This window comes from Sabulicella flocculans, from assembly GCF_045449635.1.
Classification (GTDB): Bacteria; Pseudomonadota; Alphaproteobacteria; order Acetobacterales; family Acetobacteraceae; genus Roseococcus.
Genome location: NZ_JBJJBR010000021.1, coordinates 1 through 21,639 on the forward strand (window position 1 = coordinate 1; position 21,639 = coordinate 21,639).

A 21,639-nucleotide genomic window follows, 5' to 3' on the forward strand; every position below is an offset into this window, starting at 1 on the left:
CTCCAGCACCGTCCACGCCTGCTCGGACAACCAGAACAACCGCGCCATGGCCAATCTCCACCGCTGAACCTCAATCAGTGGCGAAACGCACAAACGATTCAATGGGTTGTATTGGTTCCCTACCTAGCGCTCAAGGCCAGCGCGAACGGCTTGCCGGTGACGCCGGTCGCGGGTTGCCGGGTCGTGGTGGGAGTGTCCGATCGCTCTCGTCTTCCTCGGCCAGGATTGGCCAAGGGTAGCGTGCGACGGAAGGGGAACCGGACGGTCGGCGGCTTTCGGGCCGGGCGCGGTCGGGCGCCCGCGACCGGGATGGGCGCGAAGCCGACGGGTGGCCTGGATCAGCGGCGACCGCTTGGTGCGCGAGTTCCCTCAGCTTCTCCATGACATGTGCAGCCTCGGCATCGCCGCTGCCTACGCTGCCGCAGGCAGTCACGGTCCGGTGAGCGCCGATCTGATGGGGTTTGGCGACCGGTCACGACCAATGACGGCCCTATCACTCAGAGCCTGTTTGAGCGGTAACCCTGGCGCGAGAGCTGACAGAACCGACATGGGCGAGGTTGGGCTCGCTCATGGGGAAAGCTTGGCAGGCGCCCCAGGCTCGCCCCTCGCGGCAACGGAACGCGACTTGACTTGTTATACAAAATGTCCAAAGTGTTTGACGTCACCGACGCAGGAGATGGCCATGGCAGAAGTTGCGGAGCGTCCCGCAGTCGAACGACGGCGAGAAAGCCTGCGGAAGGCTGCCGACGAGGCAGGGCTTCTCGGCGGTCCGAGGTCCAGGCAGCTCGGCGGCCGGTTCCCGGAGCTGCTGGTGGCTGCAGCCCAGCAGCGCGCGGGCATCAAGGAAACGACGGACCTGCTGACCTACGCCTTGATGAAGGTCGCGATGGAAGACGACTTCGGAGAGCGCCTGCTCGCCAGGAAGGGGAAGGTGCCCAAGGGCGTATTCGCAGTTGAGGGTTGATCTTCGGCGTTCGCTCCGCCGCCTCAAGCCGGAGAAGAAGACCGGCCAGCTGCCGCGGCGCCCGGACACCGGCCTGACCTTCGTCGGTCCGGGCGACGCCACCGGCTCCTCGGTGCTGCTCGATACGACCGTCTACCTCGACACCCTGGACGGCAGCACGCCGCCGGAAGTGGACGCCTTGCTGGCAGGGCGCCCGCTCTACCACGTGTCGGTCGTCCTCGGGGAGCTGACCAACTGGTTCGGTAGCCTGCCACCCGGGGCGGCCGGGGCCGCGGCGGCGCTCAAGGAGCTTACGGGCGTCATCAACGACATTCCTCCGCACCGCGTCGAGGGCATCACGCCCGGCGTCATGCTGGAGGCGGGGATCCTGTCGGGACTGGTCTGCCGCATGGGCGGATTCCAGCCGCACCAGACGCTGCACGCCATCAACGACGCAGCCATCTACCTGCACGCCATCGAGAACGGACACACGGTGCTGACGCGGAACATCCGCGACTTCGACTTCATGCAGCAGATCCTGCCGGTGGGCAGGGTTCTGTACTACCGGGTCTGAGAGCCTGTGTGGGCGGCCCTCAGCCGTCCGCCCCCATCTTCTCCTGAGGTGAACGCCGTGAACCGCTTGGCGGTGCGGAAGGGTGGGAGAGATGTGGACGGAACGCCAGGGCAGAAGGGACTCGCGGTGCTGCCGCGACGCTGGGTGGTGGAACGTAGCTTCGGCTGGCTCACCCACTGGGGTGGCCTGCTGCGCGACCGCGCCGGGCGCCTGGACGTGGCCACCGCCAGGCTGGAGTGCGCGGCCGTCCTCGCCGCCACCGAAGCCTTGATCAATCCAGCATGAAACCGCTCAAACAGGCTCTTAGTGATGCGCGGGGCCTGCTGGTCGCCCGGCGCGTCTTCCCCTGACCGCCGTCGGCGGAGTCGGATCTCCCTGTGGCAAGGGGAAGACCGATTGGTAGCTCCAAGGCACCAGCAACCAAAAGGTCAGCTTCGGCATGTTGCGCCTTCGCCGTCATTCAGGAACGTCCGCGTCTAACCGCGCGCCGGTAGGTGGAAAGGAAGGTGGAAACGACTAAAAATCGCCCTGAAACCCGCGGAAAACCTGAACTCATGGCGGACAGGGTGGGATTCGAACCCACGATAGGCTTTTGACCTATACGCACTTTCCAGGCGCGCGCCTTCGACCACTCGGCCACCTGTCCGGCGCGGCCTGTCCTTAGGCCAGGGCGCGCCCTCCGGCAAGCCGGGTCAGGTCACGAAGGCCACCTGGCCGCACCCCGCCACGTCATACCCGCCCAGCCGCGCCGCCCGGGCCTGGAAGGCCGCGCCCCGCGCGAAGCCCAGCAGCTCCTGCACCGCTGCCCCAAGATGCGACCGCCACGGCATCACCAGGTCGAAGCGCTCGCGCGCCAGGGGCACGAAGCCCAGGCCGCGCGCGGCCGCGGCGGCGCGGATGCCGAAGCCCGCATCGGCCCGGCCCTCGGCCACCAGGGCGGCCACCTCGTCTTCCGCCATCGCCGCCTCGGGCAGGAAGCCCACGGCGCCCAGGCGGATGCCGGCCTCGGCCAGCAGGTGCAGCAACAGCAGGTGGCTGCCCGCGCGGTTCTGCCGCCCCGCGACGCGCAGGCCGGGCCGCGCCAGGTCCGCCACCGCCGCCAGCCCCAGCGGGTTGCCGGGCGGCACCATCAGCCCCTGCTCGCGCCAGGCCCAGGTGATGCCCACCACGGCGCGGCCGGGCAGCGCCTCCCGCGCCGCGCCCTCGTTGAAGCCGCCGGTGTCGGGGTCGGGCAGGTGCAGGGCGGCGGCCATCGCCTCGCCCGCCGCCAGCGCCGCCAGCCCCTCCAGGCTGCCGCCGCCGCGCAGGGCCAGCCCGCAGCCGGATTGGCGCACCGCCCAGTCCAGCAAGGGGTCGTGGCTGCCGGCCAGGATGGGCGGCGGCAGGGCCAGGGCGCCGGGCAGCCCGTCCTCGGCGCGGGCCAGCAGCCAGTGCTCCAGCGCGCGACGGGGGAACAGCCACTTCCCGCCCACCAGCGCGCCGGGCACCTGCCGCCCGCGCGCCAGGCCATACAGCGTGCGCTCAGACAGCCGCAGCCAGGCGGCGGCCTCGGCCAGGGTCAGCACGTCCGGCATGGCGCGGCAGAATCCGGCAGATGGTGTCAACTGCCCAAGATTGACGCCATGCAATGCCGGGCACAAGTGGCGACAAGCCTTCTGGACCCGCCGCTTGAACGACCTCGGCACCGCCGCCGCCACCGCGCTCGACCTCGTGCTCGCCGCCGACCCGGTGCTGGCGCGCATCGTCGCGCTGTCGCTGCGCGTGTCGCTGACGGCGCTGCTGGTGGCGGCCTGCATCGGCCTGCCCATCGGGGCGCTGCTGGCGGTGGCGCGCTTCCCCGGCCGCGGCGCGGTGCTGACGCTGCTGAACGCGCTGATGGGCCTGCCGCCGGTGGTGGTGGGGCTGCTGGTCTACCTGCTGCTGTCGCGCTCCGGGCCGCTGGGGCCGTGGGGGCTGCTGTTCACCCCCACCGCCATGGTCATCGCGCAGGCGGTGCTCATCACCCCCATCCTCGCCGCCCTGTCGCGCCAGGTGCTGGAAGCGCTGTGGGAGGAGTATGGCGAGCAACTGCGCTCGCTGGGCGCCGGCCCGCTGCGCGCCGTGCCCACCCTGCTGTGGGACGGGCGCTTCGCCCTGCTGACGGTGCTGCTGGCCGGCTTCGGCCGCGCGGCGGCGGAAGTCGGCGCGGTGATGATCGTCGGCGGCAACATCGAGGGCTTCACCCGCGTGATGACCACCGCCATCGCGCTGGAAACCAGCGCCGGCAACCTGCCGCTGGCCCTGGCCCTGGGCATGGTGCTGATGGCCGTGGTGGTGCTGGTGAACGCGCTGGCGCAGCTGCTGAAGGCGCGCGGGGCATGACCTCCATCCTCCCGCTGCGCGCCGAGGGGCTGGGCTACGCCCCCGCCCAGCTGACCGGCGTGGACCTCGCCATCGCTGCCGGGCCGCCCACGCTGGTCATCGGCCCCAATGGCGCCGGCAAGTCGGTGCTGCTGCGCCTGCTGCACGGCCTGCTGCGCCCCACCGAGGGCAGCGTCGCCTGGGCGGCCGACCTGCCGCGCCGCCAAGCCATGGTGTTCCAGCGCCCGGTGTTGCTGCGCCGCTCCGTGCTGGCCAATGCGCGCTACGGGCTGCGCCTCGCCGGCGTGGGGGGCGCGGAGGCGACGGCGCGCGCCCGCGCCGCGCTGGATGCCGTCGGCCTGCTGCCCCTGGCCGACCGGCCGGCCCGCGCGCTGTCGGGCGGCGAAGGCCAGCGGCTCGCCCTGGCCCGCGCCGCCGCCCTGCGCCCCGAGGTGCTGTTCCTGGACGAGCCCTGCGCCAGCCTCGACCCCGCCGCCGCCAGGGCGGTGGAGGACATCGTCGCCCGCCTGGCCGGCGCGGGCACCAAGGTGGTGATGACCACGCATGACCTCGCCCAGGCGCGCCGCCTGGCGGGCGAGGTGGCGTTCCTGCACGCCGGCCGGCTGAACGCCCACGGCCCGTCCCCCGCCTTCTTCGACCACCCCGCAACCCCCGAGGCCGCCGCCTTCCTGCGCGGCGAGTTGCATTGGTGAGGACCCACGCCATGTTCATCCGCCGCGCCCTCCTGCTCCTCGCGTTGCTGGCCCCGCTGCCGGCGGCGGCGCAGGAGCGCTTCATCACGCTCGCCAGCACCACCAGCACCGACCAGTCCGGCCTGTTCCGCCACCTGCTGCCCGCCTTCACCGCCGAGACGGGCATCAGCGTGCGCGTGCTGGTGCTGGGCACCGGCCAGGCGCTGGACGTGGCGCGGCGCGGCGACGCCGACGCCGTGCTGGTGCACGACCGCGCGGCGGAGGAGCGCTTCGTGGCCGAGGGCTTCGGCGGCCCGCGCCGCCACGTGATGTTCAACGACTTCGTGCTCATCGGCCCGGCGGGCGACCCCGCGCGCATCAACGGCCTGCGCGACACCAACGACGCGCTGCGCCGCATCGCCGAGGCGCGCGCGCCCTTCATCAGCCGCGGCGACCGCTCCGGCACCCATGCCGCCGAACTCCGCCTGTGGCAGCTGGCGGGCGTGGACCCGGTGGCCGGCCGCGGCGCCTGGTACCGCGAGGTCGGCCAGGGCATGGGCCCGGCGCTGAACACCGCCGCCGCGCAGAACGCCTACTTGCTCTCCGACCGCGGCACCTGGCTGAACTTCCGCAACCGGCAGGAGCTGCGCATCCTGGTGGAGGGCGACACCCGCCTGTTCAACCAGTATGGCGTGATGGTGGTCAGCCAGCAGCGCCACCCGCACGTGAAGCTGGCCGACGCCCAGCGCTTCGCCGACTGGCTGGTCTCGCCCGCCGGGCAGCGCGCCATCGCCGGCTACCAGATCAACGGCGAGCAGCTGTTCTTCCCCAACGCCGACCGGCCGGAGCCGCCGGTGTCGTGAGGCGCCTCCTCCTCGCCCTGATGATGCTCGCCACCCCGGCGGCGGCGCAGGAGCCGCTGCGCCTCGCCGCCGCGGGCTCGCTGCGCGCCGCAATCGCCGAGGTGGCGGCCGCCTTCCCCGGCGGGCCGGTGGCGCTCTCCTTCGGCCCCTCCGGCCTGCTGCGCCAGCGCATCGCCGGCGGCGAGGCGCAGGACCTCTTCGCCTCCGCCAACATGGAGCATCCGCGCGCGCTGGGCCCCACCACCGCCTTCGCGCGCAACCGCCTCTGCGCCATCGCCCGCCCCGGGCTGGCGGTGACGGAGGACACGCTGCTGGACACCATGCTGGACCCCGCGGTGAAGCTCGGCACCTCCACCCCGCGCGCCGACCCGGCGGGGGACTACGCCTTCCTGCTGTTCTCCCGCGCCGAAGCCCTGCGCCCCGGCGCGCGCGCGGCGCTGGAGGGGAAGGCGCTGACCCTGACCGGCGGGCCGGACAGCGCCCGCCCGCCCGAGGGCCAGGACCCCTATGCCTGGCAGTTCGCGCGCGGCGCGGCGGACCTGTTCCTCACCTACTGCACCAATGCCGTGCTGGCCCTGCGGGCGGACCCGGCGCTGCGCTCCGTCGCCGTGCCGCCGGCTTTGTCGGTGGAGGCGGAATACGGCATGGTGGTGCTGTCGCCGCGCGCCGCGCCGCTGGGGCAGTTCATCCTGTCCGCCCCCGCCCAGGCCATCCTGGCCCGGCACGGCTTCGCGCCGCCCTGAGACGAGGACCACGCCATGCTGAAGCTTTCCGCCCGCAACCAGTTCGCCGGCACCGTCACCGCCATCCGCAAGGGCGTGACGACGACGCATGTGCAGGTGGAGGTGGCGCCCGGCGTGGTCTTCACCGCCGCCATCACCAACGAGAGCGCGGAGGAGCTTGGCCTCGCCGTCGGCAAGCCCGCGGTGGCGGTGGTGAAGGCCAGCGACGTGATGGTGGGCGTCGCCGGGTGAGGACGGGGCGCCGCGCGCTGCTGGCCCTGCCGCTGGCCGCGCCGGTGGTTGGGGCCTTCGCGGGCGGCGTTGCCGCCCTGCCGGCCCGGTTGGCCGGGGGCCTCGCGGGCGGCGTTGCCGCCCTGCCGGCCCTGGTGGCCGGGGGCCTCGCGGGCGGCGTTGCCGCCCTGCCGGCCCTGGCGCAGGCGCCCTTCCTGGATGATGCCGGGCGCGCGGTGGCGCTGCCCGGCACGGTGCGCCGCGTGCATCCCGCCGGCCCGCCCGCCGCCATCCTGCTGCACGCCCTGGCGCCCGGCATGCTCACCGGCTGGCCCGCCCGCCCGCCCTCCCCGGCCGAGGCCGCCTTCCTGCCCGAAGCCAGCGCCCGCCTGCCCGAAATCGGCCGCCTCACCGGCCGCGACAACACCGCCAACCTGGAAGCCCTGCTGCGCGACCGCCCCGACTTGGTGGTGGACTACGGCTCGGTGCGGCCCACCTTCGCCGCGCTGATGGACCGCGTGCAGGCGCAGACCGGCATCCCCGCCCTGCTGCTGGACGGCGCGCTGGCGAAGATCCCCCTCGCCCTGCGCCGCCTGGGCGCCGCCCTGGGCCGCGACGCCGAGCCCCTGGCCGGCATGGCCGAGCGCATCCTGGAGGACAGCGGGCGCCACGCCGCCACGCTGCGCGCCCGCGGCCGCCCGCGCGTGCTCTACCTGCGCGGCCCCCGCGGCACCGAGACCGGCGTGGCCGGCTCCATCAACACCGAGATCATCGAGTTCGCGGGGGCGGAGAACGTCGCCGCCTCGGCGCTGGGCGCCGGCTCGCTGGTGCCCGTCTCGGTCGAGCAGGCCTTCGCCTGGAACCCGGACTGGATCATCTCCATCCACCCGGATTTCCCCGCCTTCGCGCGGAATGACCGGCTGTGGTCGGCGCTGCCGGCGGTGCGGGCCGGGCGGCTGGCGGCCTCGCCCTTCCTGCCCTTCGGCTGGGTGGATTTCCCGCCCTCGGTCAACCGGCTGCTGGGGCTGCTGTGGCTGCCCGCCCTGTGGGGGCTGGCCCCGCGCGAAGGGCTGGCCGAGCGCGTGGCCGGGTTCCACGCCGCCTTCTTCCACCACCGCCCCGGCGCCGCGCAGGTGGCGGCACTGCTGCGCCCCGCCCTGCCGTGAGGGGCGCCCTGGCCTGGGGCGCGGGGCTGGCGGCGCTGCTGGCCGCCGTGCTGCTGGCCCTGGGCCTGGGCCGCTTCCCCATCGCGCCCGCGCAGCTTCCCGCCATCCTGCTGGGGCGCGACGAGGGGCCGGCGGCGCTGGTGTTCTGGAACATCCGCGCGCCCCGGGTGGCGGCGGCGCTGCTGGTGGGCGCCTGCCTGGCCGCCGCCGGCGCCGCCTTCCAGGCCATGTTCCGCAACCCGCTGGCCAGCCCGGACCTGCTGGGCGTCTCGGCCGGGGCGTCGCTGGGGGCGGTGCTGGGCATCTTCCTCGGGCTGCCGGTGGCGGCGGTGCAGGGGCTGGCCTTCGCGGGCGGGCTGGCCGCCGTGGCGCTGGTGGGCGGGGTGGCGGCGGCGCTGCGCGGGCCCTGGGGCGGCGGCGGCGACCCGGTGCTGGGCCTGGTGCTGGCCGGCATCGCGCTCGGCGCGCTGCTGGGCGCCGCCATCTCCCTGCTCAAGATCCTGGCCGACCCCTACAACCAGCTGCCCGCCATCACCTTCTGGCTGCTCGGCACGCTCAGCGGCGCCACGCGCGGCGACGTGCTGGCCGCCGCCCCGCCCGCCCTGCTGGGCCTGCTGGCGCTGCTGCTGCTGCGCTGGCGGCTGAACCTGCTGACCCTGGGCGAGGACGAGGCCCGGGCCCTGGGCGTGCGCAGCGGCGCGCTGCGGGCCGGCGCCGTGGCCGCCGCCACCCTGTGCACCGCCGCCGTCACGGCGCTCGCCGGGGCGGTGGGCTGGGTGGGGCTGGTGGTGCCGCACATCGCCCGCCTGCTGGGCGGGCCGGAGCTGCGGCGGCTGCTGCCGCTTTCCGCCCTGCTGGGCGGCGCCTTCCTGCTGGCGGTGGACACGGCGGCGCGCAACCTGGGCCGCACCGAGCTGCCGCTGGGCGTGCTGACGGCGGTGCTGGGCACGCCGCTGTTCCTGTGGCTGCTGGCGCGGGGGCGCTGATGCTGCAGGCGCGCGCCCTGTCCATCGGCCACCGCGGCCGGGTGCTGGCGCGGGGGCTGGACCTGGCGCTGCAGCCCGGGCGCATCCTGTGCCTGCTGGGGCCCAATGGCGGCGGCAAGACCACCCTGCTGCGCACCCTGCTGGGCCTGCACCCGCCCCTGGCGGGCGAGGTGCTGCTGGACGGCGCGCCGCTGCACCGCCTGCCGCCGCGCGCCATCGCCCGGCGCGTCGCCTACGTGCCGCAATCGGCCCCGCCCGCCTTCGCCTATTCCGTGGCGGACACGGTGGCGATGGGGCGCGCGGCGCGGCTGGGCCTGTTCGCCGCGCCCGGCCCGGCCGACTGCGCGGCGGCGCAGGCGGCGCTGGAGCGGCTGGGCATCGCCCCCCTGGCGGCGCGCCCGGTGACGGAGCTGTCGGGCGGCGAGCGCCAGCTGGTCCTGATCGCCCGCGCCCTGGCGCAGGAGGCGGCGGCGCTGGTGCTGGACGAGCCCGCGGCCTCGCTGGACTTCGGCAACCAGGGGCGGGTGCTGGCGCAGCTGCGCGCCCTGGCCCGGCAGGGGCTGGCGGTGCTGATGACCACGCACCACCCCGACCATGCCCTGCTGCTGGGCGACGCCGCGCTGCTGCTGCACGGCGGCGCGCTGCACGGCCCCGCCCCGCCCGCCGCGCTGCTGACCCCGGCGCGGCTGCACGCCGCCTATGGCGTGCCGGCGGTGGTGGGGGAGCTGGGCGGGCGCACCGTCTGCGCCCCCGTCATCGGCGAGGGGTGAGCCGGCACCGCCGCCTTGCCAGGGAGGCGGGGGCTGCGGATGCTGCGGCCAAAGACCCGGAGGAACCGCCCATGCATCGCCGCGCCCTGCTGCTCGCCGCGCCGCCCCTCGCGCTCGCGCCCCGCGCCCGCGCCCAGACCGCGGCCGCCGCCTGGCCCGACCGGCCGGTGCGCATCATCGTCGCCTTCACCGCCGGCGGCACCACGGACATCATCGCCCGGCTGGTGGGCAACCAGCTGTCGCAACTGTGGGGCCAGCCGGTGGTGGTGGAGAACCGGCCCGGCGCCGGCGGCAACATCGGCACCGAGTTCGTGGTGCGCGCCGCCCCCGACGGGCACACGCTGCTGGTCGGCTCCAACGGGCCGCTGGCGGTGAACCAGACGCTGTACCGCAGCATGCCCTACGACGCCCGGCGGGACCTCGCGGCCATCTCGCTGCTGGCGGAGGTGTCGAACATCCTGGTGGTGGCGCCGTCCTCGCCGGTGCGCTCCGTGCAGGAGCTGGTGGCGCGGGCGCGGGCCCAGCCGGGGCGGCTCTCCTACGGCTCCACCGGGGTGGGCACGGCGGCGCACCTGGCCGGCGCCCTGCTTGACCAGATGGCGGGCATCGAGACGCTGCACGTGCCCTATCGCGGCGCGGTGGCCATCAACGACCTGCTGAGCGGCCGGCTGGACTTCATGTTCGCCACCGCCCCTTCCGTGATCGAGCAGGTGCGCCAGGGGCAGCTGCGGGCCATCGCCGTCTCCTCGCGCCGCCGCTCGCGCAACCTGCCCGACCTGCCGACGATGATCGAGCTGGGCTTCCCGGGCTTCGACTCCTCCTCCTGGTTCGGCATGGCCGCGCCGGCGCGCACCCCGCCGGAGGTGGTGGGCAAGATCGCCGCCGACACCATCGCCGTGCTGCGCCGCCCGGAGATCGAGCGCCAGCTGGTGGAGGCCGGGGCGGAGCCGGTGGCCAACACCCCCGCCGAATTCACCGCCTTCATCGCCAACGAGATGACGCGCTGGGCCGAGATCGTCCGCAAGGCCGGCGCGACGGTGGAGTAGCGCCCGTCAGCGCAGCGCCTTGGCCATGCGGTCCAGCCCGTCCAGCGTCATCGGGAACATGCGCCCCTCCGTCAGCTTCTCGATCAGCGGGATGGTGCGCGTGTAGCCCCAATGCGCCTCCGGCACCGGGTTGATCCAGCCCACCCGGCGGAAGTGGCCGGTGATGCGCCTCAGCCAGGCCTGGCCGGATTCCTCGTTCCAGTGCTCCACGCTGCCGCCGGGCTCCAGCAGCTCATAGGGGCTCATGGAGGCGTCGCCGACGAAGACCACGCGCCAGTCGGGGCCGTAGGTGCGCAGCACCTCCTCCGTGCGGACCATGTGCTCGGCGCGGCGGTGGTTCTGCTTCCACAGCCGCTCATAGGGGCAGTTGTGGAAGTACAGGTGCACCAGGTGCTTGAACTCGGACTTGGCGGCGGTGAACAGCTCCTCCGAGGCGCGGATGTGGTCGTCCATGGAGCCGCCGATGTCGAGCAGCAGCAGCACCTTCACCGCGTTGCGCCGCGGCGGCTGCATCCGCAGGTCCAGCGTGCCGGCGTTGCGCGCGGTGGCGCCGATGGTGCCGGCCATGTCCAGCTCCTCGGCCTCGCCCTGGCGGGCGAACTTGCGCAGGCGGCGCAGCGCCAGCTTCATCGCGCGCGTGCCCAGCGCGGCGTCGTCCGCCAGGTCGCGGAACTCGCGCTTGTCCCACACCTTCACGGCGGAGCGGCGGCGCGACCCCTCCTGCCCGATGCGAACGCCTTCCGGGTTGTCGCCATGGGCGCCGAAGGGCGAGGTGCCGGCGGTGCCGATCATGCGGTTGCCGCCCTGGTGGCGCTTCTTCTGCTCCTCCAGCCGCTGGCGCAGCAGCTCCATCAGCGCCTCGAAGCCGCCGGTGCGCTCGATGGCCTGGCGCTCCTCCTCGCTCAGCAGCTTCTCGGCCAGCTTGCGCAGCCACTCCTCCGGCAGGTCGCGGGTGATGACCTCGCCGGTGATGGTCGTCTCGGGCAGCACGCCCTTGAAGTGCTCGCTGAACACGCGGTCGAAGCGGTCCATGTGCCGCTCGTCCTTCACCAGCGTGGCGCGGGCGAGGAAGTAGAAATCCTCCACCTGGAACTCCGCCACGCCCGCCCTGGTGGCGCCCACCAGGGCCAGCCATTCGGTGAGGCTGACCGGCAGCCCGGAGGCGCGCAGCTTCAGCAGGAAGGGGGCGAACATCGCGCGTCCGATCGCTGGAGGGCGCAGCCCGGAGGCGTGAATCGGCCGGGCATCAGGCGTCCGATCGCTGGAGGGCGCAGCCCGGAGGCGTGAATCGGCCGCGCATCACCCGCGCCTTCCACGGTGCAGGAAGGCCAGCCGCTCCAGCAGGTGCACGTCCTGCTCGTTCTTCAGCAGCGCGCCGTGCAGCGGCGGCAGAGCCACCTTCATGTCGGCGGTGCGCAGCGCCTCGGGCGGCATCTCCTCGGCCATCAGCAGCTTCAGCCAGTCCAGCAGCTCGCTGGTGGCCGGGCGCTTCTTCAGCCCCTCCACCTCGCGCAGCAGGAAGAAGGCGTTCAGCGCCTCGCTGGCCAGTTCCTTGCGCACGCCGGGGTAATGCGCCTGGACGATGCGCTCCATCGTCTCGCGGTCGGGGAAGCGGATGAAGTGGAAGAAGCAGCGGCGCAGGAAGGCGTCCGGCAGCTCCTTCTCGTTGTTGGAGGTGATGAGGACGATGGGACGGTTCACCGCCTGCACCGTCTCCTTGGTCTCGTAGACGTGGAACTGCATGCGGTCGAGTTCCAGCAGCAGGTCGTTGGGGAACTCGATGTCGGCCTTGTCGATCTCGTCGATCAGCAGCACCACCGGGGTGGGGCTGGTGAAGGCCTCCCACAGCTTGCCCCTGATGATGTAGTTGGACACGTCGCGCGCGCGCTCCTCGCCCAGCTGGCCGTCGCGCAGCCGGGCCACGGCGTCGTATTCGTACAGCCCCTGCTGCGCCTTGGTGGTGGACTTGATGTGCCACTCGATCAGCGGCAGCCCCAGCCCGCGGGCGATCTCCTGCGCCAGCACGGTCTTGCCGGTGCCGGGCTCCCCCTTCACCAGCAAGGGGCGTTGCAGGGTGACGGCGGCGTTCACCGCCACCTCGAGGTCGCGGGAGGCGATGTAGCGGTCGGTGCCGGAGAAGCGCATGGGGCCATCTTTCCCCGGACGGGCGTTTCCGCCAATCCTCCCCGGCATGGATGGCTATTTTCCCGCGCTGCTCGCCCTCTCGCTGGCCTCGCTGATCGAGGGGCGCTTCTCCACCCCCGGGCTGCGCCCCGCGCACCCGGCGGGCGAGCGCGCCTTCTGGCTGCTGGGCAAGTTCTCCCTGGTGATGTGGCTGATGCTGGTGGCCTGGGGCTTCTGGAAGCTGCCCTGGTGGCAGCCGGTGGCGGGCATCCTGGGCTCGCTGGCCGCGAACGCCCTGCTGGTGCAGTCCGGCCCGCGGCCGTGGTGGCCGGGGCTCAGCATGGGGCTGGCCATGCTGGGCCTGTTCCTGGCCGCCCGCGTGTGGTTCGCCGACGGCGCCTTCTGATTTCCCCACCACGCCGCTGCGCGGCGCGGCGGGGGCCCCGTTGGCAGGCGCGCCGGTCGCCTGTGCGTGGGATGCGCCCTGGGAGCGGCCACGCCGCTGCGCGCGTGCCGGGCGGCGCGGGTCCTGCCGATGCCTGTCCGCGCCAGGGCGAAGCCCCGGCGCGACCGACGGGGGCAGGGGCCCCCGCCATCCGTGGCGGCTACTGCCCCACGCGCACCAGCCGCAGCGGGAAGCCGTTGTCGGCCTGCTGCTGCAGCGTCACGTTCTGCCGCGTGGCCCAGACCACCGTCTGCTGGTGCAGCGGGATGTAGGCCTGGTCCTCCTGCAGGATGCGCGTGGCCTGGGTGATCAGGGCCTGGCGCTGCTGCGGGTTGGTTTCCACCGCGATCTGCTCCACCAGCGCGTCGAAGCGCGGGTTGGAATAGCCGCCATTGTTGAAGTTGCCGCGGTCGCCCTGGCGCGTGGCGGCCAGGTTGAACAGGGAGTTGTGCGCGTCATAGGTGTTGGGCGTCCAGCCCAGCAGGTAGAACGAGGTGTTGTAGCGCGGCGCGTTCACCTCGGCGAAGAAGCGCACGCGGGTCTGGGCGTTCAGCGTCACCCGCACGCCGATGCGCGCCAGCATGGAGACGATGGCGGTGCAGATGGCCTCGTCGTTCACGTAGCGGTCGTTGGGGCAGTCGAGGGTGACGCCGAAGCCGTTCGGGTAGCCGGCCTCGGCCAGCAGGCGGCGCGCCTGCTCCAGGTCCACCGGCGGGCGGCGGTCGTTCTCCTCCAGGAAGCCGTTCACCCCGGGGCCGAAGATCTGGTTGGTGATGCGCGCCTGCCCGCGCATCACGCGGGTGCGGATGGCCTCCATGTCGATGGCCAGCGCCATGGCGCGGCGCACCCGCACGTCCTTGAAGGGGTTGCGGCCGCGCACGTCGCTCTTGAGCAGCTCGTCCCGGCTCTGGTCCATGCCCAGGTAGATGGTGCGCAGCTCCGGCCCCTGGATCAGCCGCAGCCCGGCGGTGCGGGAGATGCGCTCCATGTCCTGCGGCGGCACGGTGTAGACCATGTCCACCTCGCCGCTCAGCAGGGCGGCGATGCGCGTGGCGTCGTTGGCGATGACGTTGAACTCGACGCGCGTCAGGTTGTGCTCCGGCCGGTCCCACCAGTTGGGGTTTGGCGCGAGGACGGTGCGGCGGTCGGGCTCGCGGCTCACCAGCACGAAGGGGCCGGTGCCCATGGCGTTGCGGGTGGCGAAGTTCTCCTCGCGCGCCGTCAGGTCGGCCACGCGGGTGGCGTTGTTCCGCTCGCTCCAGGCCTTGGACATGATGCCGAAGGAGGTGAGGTTCTGCGGCAGGATGGGGTCGGGCTGGCGCGTCACCATCTCGACCGTCAGGTCGTCCACCTTCCGCACCTCGGCCACGGAGGCGAGGAAGGAGGCGGTGTTGGAGCCCGGCCCGCGCATGCGCTGGGCCGAGAACACCACGTCGTCCGCCGTGAAGGGCGTGCCGTCCGAGAAGCGGACGTTGGGGCGCAGGGTGAAGCGCCAGGTCAGCGGGTCCACCTGCTCCCACCGCGTCGCCAGCGCCGGCTCCAGGTCCAGCGTGCGGGAGCGGCGGATCAGCGGCTCGTAGATGTTGGCGTTGAAGGTCAGCAGGAAGGTCTCCTGCCGGGAATAGGGGTCCAGCGAGTTGACGTCGCCGTCATTGGCCCAGCGGAACACGTTGGCCTGGGCGGCGCTGCCGCCCGCCAGGCCGAGGGCGAGCGTCGTCGCCAGGAGGAATCGTCGGAGCATCCTTGCCATCCCTGCGGTTCTTGGTGCGGGGATGCTGCGGCAGCTTGCGGCGCTTGGGAAGCGTTCAGATGCGCTCCGCCGCCGCCAGCCAGCAGCCGGGCCGGGCGGTGTGGATGTTCACGAAGGCCACGCGCGGGTCGGCCAGGCCGCGCCGCAGCGGCGCCTCCGCCGCCGCCCCCGGCACCACCTGCCCGAGGTCGTAGAGGCACATCCCCGCCGCGTCGTAGTGCCGCAGGGACACCAGGGCGTTCGCCGCCACCGTTTCCGGCAGGGCGTCCGCCGCCTCGGCGCGCGGGCAGGCCCCGGCGTGCAGGAAGACGGGCGAGGGCGTCCAGTAGGGGCCGAGCGGGCGCGGCAGGTCCCAGCTGGCCAGCAGCATGGCCTCGCCGGGGCGGCCCAGGCGCAGGCAGTGGCGGCAGGGGAAGCCCGGCCCGTCCACGGCGCGGCGATGCACCGGCCCGCCGCGGTCGTCGCGCCCGGTTTCGCGGAAGCGCAGGGCGGAGGCGGTGTCCATCGGCAGGCAGCAGAAGCGGGTCATGCGCCGCAGGGTGGCGCGGCCGGGCGCCGCGCGCCTTCCGCCCGTTGCGGCGGAGGGCGGGAGCCTCCCCCGCGCCGGCCCGCTGGGGTGCGGAATAGAACGGCCGGCGCGGGGAAAACCCGTTCCGGGAAGGCCTTGCCACCCGCCAGGAACGTGCGGATGTGAACACGGCGCCGCCGCCCAGGCTGTGACGCGGATCACAGGCGGCGAAAAAAGATTCAGCCCAGCAGGGCCCGCAGCCGCTCCAGCAGCTCGCGCAGGTCCAGCCCGGGCGGGGGTGGGGCGGCGCCGGGCGGCTGGAGGCGCCGGAAGCGCTCCAGCGCCGGGGCGATGCCGGACAGGCGCAGCTCCACCGGCTCGGCGCCCGGGGCGGTGCCGGCGCCCAGGCCGGACATGCGCACCAGGGCGCGGGCGGCGCCGGGCAGCTCCTCCGCCGCGCGGGCGGCGTCGGCGGGGCGCGGGGCGCAGACCAGGCTGCGGCCTTCCAGCGCGCAGGGCAGCTCCATCATCGGGTGGGCGTCCAGCCGCAGCTGCGCCACCCCGGCCAGCGCCAGCAGCGCCCGCGCCGCGCCTTCCAGCGGCAGGTCGCGCGCCGTCACCGCCGGCAGCAGGCGGCCGCCGCGCGCGATCACCTCCAGCTGCAGGCCGGGCTGGGCGCCGGGGCGCTCCACCCAGTCGCGGTGGCGCAGGGTGCAGGCGGTGCGGTCGGTCATGCGGTCGGCCACGCAGCGCAGCGTCCAGGCGCCGAATTCCTCCATGGCCGGCTGCGCCGCGGCCGGCGGCGCCAGGAGGAGGGTCAGGAGGATGATGCGCGCCGCGTCCATGCGTGCCAGCCTAGCACCGCGAGGGAGGCGGGGTGGATGCGCCAGGTGACGTTGCCGGACGGGACGGTGCTGCCGGCGCTGGGGCAGGGCACCTGGCGCATGGGCGAGGACCCGGCCCGCCGCCGCCAGGAGGTGGCCAGCCTGCGCGAGGGCATCGAGCGCGGCCTGTCCGTGCTGGACACCGCCGAGATGTACGCCGAGGGCGAGAGCGAGCGCGTGGTGGGCGAGGCCATCGCCGGCCTGCGCGAGCGCGCCTTCGTGGTCAGCAAGGTCCTGCCGCACAACGCCTCCCGCCGGGGCCTTCCCCTGGCCTGCGAGGGCAGCCTGGCGCGCCTGGGCGTGGAGCGGCTGGACCTCTACCTGCTGCACTGGCGCGGCGGCGTGCCGCTGGAGGAGACGGTGGAGGCGCTGGAGCGGCTGGTGGAGCAGGGCAAGGTGGCGCGCTGGGGCGTCTCCAACCTCGACGTGGCCGACCTGGAGGAGCTGGGGCCGGCGCTGGCGCGCTGCGCCACCGACCAGGTGCTGCTGAACCTGGAGCACCGGGGCGCCGGCTTCGACCTGCTGCCCTTCTGCCGGGCGCGCGGCCTGCCGCTGATAGCCTATTCGCCGCTGGGGCAGGGCGGGCGGCTGCTGGCCAACCGGCGGCTGGCGGCGCTGGCGGCCGGGCGCGGCCTGTCGGCGGCGCAGATGGCCCTGGCCTGGGTGCTGGGGCAGGAGGGCGTGCTGGCCATCCCCAAGGCGGCCACCCCGGCCCACCTGCGCGCCAACGCCGCCGCGGCCGCCGTGACGCTGACGGCGGAGGAGCGCGCCGCGCTGGACGCCATCTTCCCGCCGCCCACGCGCAAGCGCCCGCTGGCGATGATCTGAAGGCCGCGCGCCCTCAGGCGCTGCGGCCGGACCAGGCGGGCGGGTCGCTGGCGGGAAAGGATTCGTCCAGCGCTTGGTCCACCTCGTCCCAGTCCTCGGGTGGGGCGTGCATGGCGTCCGGCCCGGCCGGTCGGGCGCCGCCGAAGCTGGGCGCGGGCCGCGCCGCCGGGCGCTGGGATTCGCGCCAAGCGGCCAGCAACGCCGCCCCCGCCATCACCGCCACGCCCGCCACCACCACGCGGGTCAGGCCCTCGCTGCGCATCCAGCCTGCCATGCCGTCCTCCTTCCGATTGGGAGGGGTGAACGGCCGGGCAGGCCGGGGCGTTTCAGGCGGCCTCGCCCTTCACCGGCAGGCCGTCCGCCTTGCGCTGGGCGCGCTTGCGCTCGTGCGGGTCCAGGTGGCGCTTGCGCAGGCGCACGGCCGAGGGCGTCACCTCCACCAGCTCGTCATCCTCGATGTAGGCGATGGCCTGCTCCAGCGACATGCGCCGGGGCGGGACGAGGAGAAGCGCGTCATCCTTGCCGGCGGCGCGGATGTTGGTCAGCTTCTTCTCCTTGACCGGGTTCACCTCCAGGTCGTCGCCGCGCGAGTTCTCGCCGATGATCAGCCCCTCATAGACCTTCGCACCCGGGTCCACGAACAGCGTGCCGCGCTCCTGCAGGGCGAACAGCGCGTACTGCGTCGTCTCGCCATCCACGTTGGAGATCAGCGAGCCGTTGCGGCGGCCCTCGATCGGCCCGGCATAGGCCTCGTAGCCGTGGAACAGCCGGTTCATGATGCCGGTGCCGCGGGTGTCGGTCAGGAACTCGGAGTGGTAGCCGATCAGGCCGCGGCTCGGCATCAGGAAGGTCAGCCGGTTCTTGCCGCCGCCCGACGGGCGCATGTCCTGCATCTGGCCCTTGCGCAGCGACAGCTTCTCGACGACCACGCCGGAATACTGCTCGTCCACGTCCACCAGGACTTCCTCGTAGGGCTCCTCGCGCGCGCCGGTCTCCGGGTTCTCGCGCATCAGCACGCGGGGGCGGCCGATGGTCAGCTCGAAGCCCTCGCGGCGCATCGTCTCGATCAGCACGCCCAGCTGCAGCTCGCCGCGGCCGGCCACCTCGAAGGCGTCGGTCTCCTCGGAGTCGCGGATGCGGATGGCGACGTTGCCCTCGGCCTCGCGCATCAGGCGGTCGCGGATCTGGCGGCTCGTGACCTTCTTGCCCTCGCGGCCGCCCAGCGGGCCGTCATTGACGCGGAAGGTCATGGCCAGCGTCGGCGGGTCCACCGGCACGGAGGGCAGCGGCGCCGTCACCGCGGGGTCGCAGATGGTGTCGGGGATGGTGCTGTCGCTCAGCCCGGCGATGGCGATGATGTCGCCGGCCTGGGCCTCGTCCACCGGGATGCGCTCCAGGCCGCGGAAGGTCAGCAGCTTGGTCAGGCGCCCGGTCTCGACCTGGGTGCCGTCGGCGCGCAGCACCTTCACCGGCATGTTCAGCCGCGCGGTGCCCTGCTCGATGCGGCCCGTCAGGATGCGGCCGAGGAAGTTGTCGTATTCCAGGATGGCGGCGTTCATCGCGAAGGGCGCGGCGTCATCCACCGTGGGCGCGGGCACGTGGCGGATGATCAGGTCGAACATCGCGTCCAGGTTGGTGCGCGGGCCTTCCATGCTGTCATCGGCCCAGCCCTGGCGGCCGGAGGCGAACAGCATGGGGAAGTCCAGCTGCTCGTCCGAGGCGCCGAGGTTGGCGAAGAGGTCGAACACCTCGTCATGCACCTCGTGCGGGCGGGCGTCCTGGCGGTCCACCTTGTTCACCACGACGATGGGGCGGATGCCGCGCGCCAGCGCCTTGCCCAGCACGAACTTGGTCTGCGGCAGCACGCCCTCGGCGGCGTCCACCAGCAGGATGGCGCCGTCCACCATGCTCAGGATGCGCTCGACCTCGCCGCCGAAATCGGCGTGGCCGGGGGTGTCCACGATGTTGAGCTTGTGGCCGTTCCAATCCACGGCCGTGCACTTGGCCAGGATGGTGATGCCGCGCTCCTTCTCCAGGTCGTTGCGGTCCATGGCGCGCTCCGCGACCTGCTGGTTCTCGCGGAAGGTGCCGGACTGCTTGAGGAGCTGGTCCACCAGCGTGGTCTTGCCGTGGTCCACGTGGGCGATGATGGCGAGGTTGCGCATCTGCATGGGGAGGCGGGTTCCGGGCATGGGTTGGCCCCGGCGACCGCATGCGGCCCCTGGGCGGGAATGGTGCATCTGGATGCTTGTGCGGCGCACACATAGGGGGCCGGGCCGGGAAAGGGAAGCACCAATGACCCATCGGCCATGCCCGGCGCGCATGGGCGCCTCTCGCGCGCCCCTTGGCGCCCCTTGGCGCACCGGCCCTGCGGCCCCACCCTCGGGGCATGGACGCCGCACCGCCCGCCATCATCCGCATCCAGGCCGATGAGGAAGCGGGGCAGGCCGTCGGCGGCACCTGCGGGCGGGCTGGGCTGCTGCGCCTGGCCCGGGTGCAGGCCGAGCGGCGCTCGGACGGGCAATGGGGGGTGCTGGTGCATGTGCGCAACACCACGCCGCGCCCCATCCTGTTCACGCTGAGCCTGCGCGCGGCGGGGCGCGAACTGGCCAACCCCGGCAACCAGCCCTACCGCGTCGGCGGCGCCGAGACCCTGGCGGTGCCCACCGGCCCTTCCCCGCGCCCGGTGCCCACGGCAGAGGTGGCGGCCAGCTTGGTGCTCAACTGCCCGATGTAGGCCGGCAGCTCCGTCAGCGCCGCGATGTCGGCGGGGCCCGAGGCGTGCGCCCACAGCCCGCGCGGCAGCAGCACCGCCTGCATCCCGGCGGCGCGGGCGGGGCGGGCGTCGTTGTCCAGCCGGTCCCCCACATAGGCGATGCGGTGCGGCGGCGCGGCGCAGGCCTCCGCGACGCGGGCGAAGAAGGCGGCGTCGGGCTTCTTCACCCCCCATTCGGCGCTGTTGCTGACCCACTCGGCGCCGAGGCCCAGCCCATGCAGCGCCGCCGCCACGCCGCGGGGCTGGTTGCCGGCGATGCCCAGCCGCAGCCCCATGGCGCGCAGCGCGGCGAAGGCCGGGCGCACATCGGGGTAGAGGTCGCCCTCCCCGGGGATTTCCAGCGCCGCCAGCTCCCGGCGATGCGCGGCGATGTCCAGCCCCGGCCGCAGCCGCCGCACGGTGCCGCCGATGCCCTCGCCCGCCGCGATGCCGTCGCGCAGGGCGTCCAGGAAGTCGGCTTCCGGCAGGCCCACCACGGCGGCCCAGCCGCGCCAGGTGCGCGCCTCGTCCACGATGATCCCGCCGACGTCGAACACCACATGGGTGATGCTCACCAGGTGAGTTCCGCGATGGCGATGCGGTTCTCCGCCAGCGGCACGGCGCGGGCCGTCACCTCCTCCTGGTTGAAGACGCAGCGCACGGCGCGGCCGGCGGCGGCGGCGGGCAGGCGGCGGGTGGCCAGCGCGAGGGAGGCCACGCCGTCGCGCGCCTCGCCCACCGCCTCGCCTCCCATCAGCACCACGTCGCGCGGCCAGCCGAAATAGCCGCGCGGGCGGGTGAAGCGCACCACGCAGCCGGCGGCGCGGTCGGCCTCGGACAGCGCGGCGGGCGGGCGCAGGTGCAGCACGGCGGTGGAGCGCGGGAAGGGCGAGCGGAAGTGATGCGCGACCGGGTGGCCGGGCGCGGCCAGCACGATCTCCAGCCGGTCCTGCGCCGACACCGCCACCGGGCCCCAGCGGCCGTCGGCGCCGGTTTCGCGGCGGTGCAGGGCGGGGCCGGCGCGTTCCGCCGTCTCGGGGTCCACCCGGAACACCTCGACCACCGCGCCGGCGACGGGGCGGTTGGTGGGGGCGCCGGCTTCCAGGCCGGTGACGATGCCGTCCAGCGTCACGTCGCGTTCCGCCGGCACGTCCAGCCGCCAGGGCTCGCGGCCGGCGATATGGAGGAACTGCTCGCGGAAGGCGCGCCAGTGATAGGCGGTCTCGCGGTGGTCCAGGCCGGGCAGCAGGATGTTGCGGGCGCCGCGCAGCATCGGCCCGTCCTGCGTGATGCCGGTGGGCGTGCCGGGGCGGCCGACGAAGCGGCCATCGGGCTGGGCGAACAGGTCGTTGTCCGAGCGGATGGCCAGGGTGGCCACGCCCTCCACCACGTCGGCCTCGCCCGCGTTCAGCCGGCGCAGGAAGGGCGAGCGCGCGTTGAACTCGCTGCCCTCGTTCCATTCCCAGTCGAAGACGCCGCGGTTGGGCGTGCCGCAGGTGATGGCGTGGGAGACCTGCGCGGCGCCGCCCTGCGCCAGCAGGTCGCGGATGGGATAGCCGCCGCGGCTGTTGCCCACCAGCGCCAGCTTCGCCGCGCCGGTGCGCGCCAGCAACTCGCCCACGAAGCCGCGCAGCCGCTCCGTCTGCTCCGCGCTCGAGGAGCGGTGCGGCTGGGCCACGGCATCGTTGGCCCGCGCCAGGGGGTCGGGCATGTTCACCGCCCACAGCCGGTCCTCCGGCCAGCCATTGGCGGCGAAGCGCCACAGGGTGGTCAGCCACAGCGCCGCGTGGTCGCCATTGCCGTGCACGAACAGGATGGGCGGCAGGGCGGCGGCCGGCTGGGCGCGGGCGGCCAAGGGGGCGGCCAAGGGGGCGGCCAGGGGGGCGGCGAGCAGGGACAGCAGGGGGCGGCGGGCGATCCTCATGCCCGCCAGGATGGACTGGCCGGCGTCATTCCGCCAAGCAAGGCCGCCCTGGCCGCGCACGGCGCGGCCTGCCGCCCAACTGGCCCAC

The 21,639-nt window shown here is 73.9% G+C and carries 25 protein-coding genes and 1 tRNA gene; 15 read left to right on the forward strand and 11 right to left on the reverse strand.

The features are described from left to right. The first annotated feature begins 682 nt into the window (after positions 1-682). From ACI6QG_RS15875 to ACI6QG_RS15885, 3 genes are read left to right on the forward strand one after another with little or no spacing between them, the layout of a single operon-like run. Positions 683-964, forward strand: coding sequence for a hypothetical protein (locus ACI6QG_RS15875; RefSeq protein WP_407025560.1), 282 nt, complete (start codon positions 683-685; stop codon positions 962-964). Further along, positions 954-1,517: a type II toxin-antitoxin system VapC family toxin gene (locus tag ACI6QG_RS15880; protein WP_407025561.1), complete on the forward strand. Its 564-nt coding sequence runs from the start codon at positions 954-956 to the stop codon at positions 1,515-1,517. Before ACI6QG_RS15875 ends, ACI6QG_RS15880 begins: the two co-directional genes overlap by 11 nt. Positions 1,518-1,565: 48 nt before the next feature. After that, positions 1,566-1,802: a transposase gene (locus ACI6QG_RS15885; RefSeq protein WP_407025562.1), complete on the forward strand. Its 237-nt coding sequence runs from the start codon at positions 1,566-1,568 to the stop codon at positions 1,800-1,802. Positions 1,803-2,072: 270 nt separating this feature from the next. Here the strand turns inward: ACI6QG_RS15885 and ACI6QG_RS15890 are convergent. After that, positions 2,073-2,163 (reverse strand) — tRNA-Ser (locus tag ACI6QG_RS15890). A gap of 46 nt (positions 2,164-2,209) precedes the next feature. After that, positions 2,210-3,091, reverse strand: coding sequence for a substrate-binding domain-containing protein (locus ACI6QG_RS15895; protein WP_407025563.1), 882 nt, complete (start codon positions 3,089-3,091; stop codon positions 2,210-2,212). Positions 3,092-3,185: 94 nt separating this feature from the next. Here ACI6QG_RS15895 and ACI6QG_RS15900 point away from each other — a divergent pair, with 94 nt between their 5' ends. From ACI6QG_RS15900 to ACI6QG_RS15940, 9 genes are all read left to right on the forward strand, one after another. Further along, positions 3,186-3,878, forward strand: coding sequence for an ABC transporter permease (locus tag ACI6QG_RS15900; protein WP_407025564.1), 693 nt, complete (start codon positions 3,186-3,188; stop codon positions 3,876-3,878). Next, positions 3,875-4,570: an ATP-binding cassette domain-containing protein gene (locus tag ACI6QG_RS15905; protein ID WP_407025565.1), complete on the forward strand. Its 696-nt coding sequence runs from the start codon at positions 3,875-3,877 to the stop codon at positions 4,568-4,570. The genes ACI6QG_RS15900 and ACI6QG_RS15905 overlap by 4 nt, the downstream gene beginning before the upstream one ends. Before the next feature lie 11 nt (positions 4,571-4,581). Then, positions 4,582-5,412 carry an ABC transporter substrate-binding protein gene (locus tag ACI6QG_RS15910; RefSeq protein ID WP_407025566.1) on the forward strand — a complete coding sequence of 277 codons (831 nt, stop codon included), beginning with the start codon at positions 4,582-4,584 and terminating at the stop codon, positions 5,410-5,412. Continuing rightward, positions 5,409-6,155, forward strand: a complete 747-nt coding sequence (locus ACI6QG_RS15915; RefSeq protein ID WP_407025567.1) for a molybdate ABC transporter substrate-binding protein — start codon at positions 5,409-5,411, stop codon at positions 6,153-6,155. The genes ACI6QG_RS15910 and ACI6QG_RS15915 overlap by 4 nt, the downstream gene beginning before the upstream one ends. A gap of 18 nt (positions 6,156-6,173) precedes the next feature. Beyond that, complete coding sequence (locus tag ACI6QG_RS15920) at positions 6,174-6,386, forward strand: TOBE domain-containing protein (protein ID WP_407025622.1); 213 nt, start codon at positions 6,174-6,176, stop codon at positions 6,384-6,386. Further along, entirely contained in the window at positions 6,383-7,531 is a 1,149-nt protein-coding gene (locus ACI6QG_RS15925; RefSeq protein ID WP_407025568.1) for an ABC transporter substrate-binding protein, read from the forward strand. Before ACI6QG_RS15920 ends, ACI6QG_RS15925 begins: the two co-directional genes overlap by 4 nt. After that, on the forward strand, positions 7,528-8,517 hold the full coding sequence (locus tag ACI6QG_RS15930; protein ID WP_407025569.1) for a FecCD family ABC transporter permease: 990 nt from the start codon (positions 7,528-7,530) through the stop codon (positions 8,515-8,517). Before ACI6QG_RS15925 ends, ACI6QG_RS15930 begins: the two co-directional genes overlap by 4 nt. After that, a complete protein-coding gene (locus tag ACI6QG_RS15935) occupies positions 8,517-9,287 on the forward strand; it encodes an ABC transporter ATP-binding protein (protein ID WP_407025570.1) in 771 nt (256 codons plus the stop codon). Before ACI6QG_RS15930 ends, ACI6QG_RS15935 begins: the two co-directional genes overlap by 1 nt. A gap of 71 nt (positions 9,288-9,358) precedes the next feature. Then, positions 9,359-10,333, forward strand: a complete 975-nt coding sequence (locus ACI6QG_RS15940) for a tripartite tricarboxylate transporter substrate binding protein (protein WP_407025571.1) — start codon at positions 9,359-9,361, stop codon at positions 10,331-10,333. A 6-nt stretch (positions 10,334-10,339) separates the two neighbouring features. Here ACI6QG_RS15940 and ACI6QG_RS15945 read toward each other — a convergent pair whose 3' ends face one another. Then, positions 10,340-11,527, reverse strand: coding sequence for a vWA domain-containing protein (locus tag ACI6QG_RS15945; protein ID WP_407025572.1), 1,188 nt, complete (start codon positions 11,525-11,527; stop codon positions 10,340-10,342). Positions 11,528-11,632: 105 nt separating this feature from the next. Next, on the reverse strand, positions 11,633-12,478 hold the full coding sequence (locus ACI6QG_RS15950) for an AAA family ATPase (protein ID WP_407025573.1): 846 nt from the start codon (positions 12,476-12,478) through the stop codon (positions 11,633-11,635). 46 nt (positions 12,479-12,524) lie between these two features. Between ACI6QG_RS15950 and ACI6QG_RS15955 the strand changes: the two genes are divergently transcribed. Further along, positions 12,525-12,863 (forward strand): multidrug DMT transporter permease, encoded by a 339-nt coding sequence (locus ACI6QG_RS15955; protein WP_407025574.1) that lies wholly within the window; start codon positions 12,525-12,527, stop codon positions 12,861-12,863. Positions 12,864-13,062: 199 nt separating this feature from the next. Here the strand turns inward: ACI6QG_RS15955 and ACI6QG_RS15960 are convergent, their stop codons facing one another. The 3 genes from ACI6QG_RS15960 to ACI6QG_RS15970 form a co-directional block, all read right to left on the reverse strand. Beyond that, positions 13,063-14,643 (reverse strand): ABC transporter substrate-binding protein, encoded by a 1,581-nt coding sequence (locus ACI6QG_RS15960; protein ID WP_407025575.1) that lies wholly within the window; start codon positions 14,641-14,643, stop codon positions 13,063-13,065. Between the two features lie 64 nt (positions 14,644-14,707). Continuing rightward, on the reverse strand, positions 14,708-15,181 hold the full coding sequence (locus ACI6QG_RS15965; protein WP_407025576.1) for a DUF1203 domain-containing protein: 474 nt from the start codon (positions 15,179-15,181) through the stop codon (positions 14,708-14,710). Between the two features lie 218 nt (positions 15,182-15,399). Continuing rightward, complete coding sequence (locus ACI6QG_RS15970; RefSeq protein ID WP_407025577.1) at positions 15,400-16,005, reverse strand: hypothetical protein; 606 nt, start codon at positions 16,003-16,005, stop codon at positions 15,400-15,402. A gap of 36 nt (positions 16,006-16,041) precedes the next feature. Here ACI6QG_RS15970 and ACI6QG_RS15975 point away from each other — a divergent pair, with 36 nt between their 5' ends. Continuing rightward, positions 16,042-16,872 (forward strand): aldo/keto reductase, encoded by an 831-nt coding sequence (locus ACI6QG_RS15975; protein WP_407025578.1) that lies wholly within the window; start codon positions 16,042-16,044, stop codon positions 16,870-16,872. A 13-nt stretch (positions 16,873-16,885) separates the two neighbouring features. On the opposite strand, the gene ACI6QG_RS15980 is transcribed toward ACI6QG_RS15975, so the two are convergent. Together ACI6QG_RS15980 and typA are read right to left on the reverse strand one after the other, a co-directional pair. Next, on the reverse strand, positions 16,886-17,146 hold the full coding sequence (locus ACI6QG_RS15980) for a hypothetical protein (RefSeq protein WP_407025579.1): 261 nt from the start codon (positions 17,144-17,146) through the stop codon (positions 16,886-16,888). Positions 17,147-17,198: 52 nt separating this feature from the next. Then, positions 17,199-19,043 (reverse strand): translational GTPase TypA, encoded by a 1,845-nt coding sequence (typA, locus tag ACI6QG_RS15985; RefSeq protein WP_407025580.1) that lies wholly within the window; start codon positions 19,041-19,043, stop codon positions 17,199-17,201. 218 nt (positions 19,044-19,261) lie between these two features. Here typA and ACI6QG_RS15990 point away from each other — a divergent pair, with 218 nt between their 5' ends. After that, positions 19,262-19,609: a hypothetical protein gene (locus tag ACI6QG_RS15990; protein ID WP_407025581.1), complete on the forward strand. Its 348-nt coding sequence runs from the start codon at positions 19,262-19,264 to the stop codon at positions 19,607-19,609. Here the strand turns inward: ACI6QG_RS15990 and ACI6QG_RS15995 are convergent. Both ACI6QG_RS15995 and ACI6QG_RS16000 read right to left on the reverse strand, forming a co-directional pair. Then, on the reverse strand, positions 19,501-20,202 hold the full coding sequence (locus ACI6QG_RS15995; protein WP_407025582.1) for an HAD family hydrolase: 702 nt from the start codon (positions 20,200-20,202) through the stop codon (positions 19,501-19,503). The genes ACI6QG_RS15990 and ACI6QG_RS15995 overlap by 109 nt on opposite strands. Further along, the gene (locus ACI6QG_RS16000; RefSeq protein WP_407025583.1) at positions 20,199-21,551 is read right to left on the reverse strand and encodes a hydrolase; all 1,353 of its coding nucleotides are present in this window, start codon (positions 21,549-21,551) and stop codon (positions 20,199-20,201) included. Before ACI6QG_RS16000 ends, ACI6QG_RS15995 begins: the two co-directional genes overlap by 4 nt. Positions 21,552-21,639 lie beyond the last annotated feature (88 nt).

Coding starts and splice junctions, on each gene's coding strand:
- ACI6QG_RS15875 (WP_407025560.1), top strand. CDS start 683: ATGGCAGAAGTTGCGGAGCGTCCCGCAGTCGAACGACGGCGAGAAAGC.
- ACI6QG_RS15895 (WP_407025563.1), bottom strand. CDS start 3,091: ATGCCGGACGTGCTGACCCTGGCCGAGGCCGCCGCCTGGCTGCGGCTG.
- ACI6QG_RS15905 (WP_407025565.1), top strand. CDS start 3,875: ATGACCTCCATCCTCCCGCTGCGCGCCGAGGGGCTGGGCTACGCCCCC.
- ACI6QG_RS15910 (WP_407025566.1), top strand. CDS start 4,582: ATGTTCATCCGCCGCGCCCTCCTGCTCCTCGCGTTGCTGGCCCCGCTG.
- ACI6QG_RS15935 (WP_407025570.1), top strand. CDS start 8,517: ATGCTGCAGGCGCGCGCCCTGTCCATCGGCCACCGCGGCCGGGTGCTG.
- ACI6QG_RS15940 (WP_407025571.1), top strand. CDS start 9,359: ATGCATCGCCGCGCCCTGCTGCTCGCCGCGCCGCCCCTCGCGCTCGCG.
- ACI6QG_RS15945 (WP_407025572.1), bottom strand. CDS start 11,527: ATGTTCGCCCCCTTCCTGCTGAAGCTGCGCGCCTCCGGGCTGCCGGTC.
- ACI6QG_RS15950 (WP_407025573.1), bottom strand. CDS start 12,478: ATGCGCTTCTCCGGCACCGACCGCTACATCGCCTCCCGCGACCTCGAG.
- ACI6QG_RS15955 (WP_407025574.1), top strand. CDS start 12,525: ATGGATGGCTATTTTCCCGCGCTGCTCGCCCTCTCGCTGGCCTCGCTG.
- ACI6QG_RS15960 (WP_407025575.1), bottom strand. CDS start 14,643: ATGCTCCGACGATTCCTCCTGGCGACGACGCTCGCCCTCGGCCTGGCG.
- ACI6QG_RS15965 (WP_407025576.1), bottom strand. CDS start 15,181: ATGACCCGCTTCTGCTGCCTGCCGATGGACACCGCCTCCGCCCTGCGC.
- ACI6QG_RS15970 (WP_407025577.1), bottom strand. CDS start 16,005: ATGGACGCGGCGCGCATCATCCTCCTGACCCTCCTCCTGGCGCCGCCG.
- ACI6QG_RS15975 (WP_407025578.1), top strand. CDS start 16,042: ATGCGCCAGGTGACGTTGCCGGACGGGACGGTGCTGCCGGCGCTGGGG.
- ACI6QG_RS15980 (WP_407025579.1), bottom strand. CDS start 17,146: ATGGCAGGCTGGATGCGCAGCGAGGGCCTGACCCGCGTGGTGGTGGCG.
- typA (WP_407025580.1), bottom strand. CDS start 19,043: ATGCAGATGCGCAACCTCGCCATCATCGCCCACGTGGACCACGGCAAG.
- ACI6QG_RS15990 (WP_407025581.1), top strand. CDS start 19,262: ATGGACGCCGCACCGCCCGCCATCATCCGCATCCAGGCCGATGAGGAA.
- ACI6QG_RS16000 (WP_407025583.1), bottom strand. CDS start 21,551: ATGAGGATCGCCCGCCGCCCCCTGCTGTCCCTGCTCGCCGCCCCCCTG.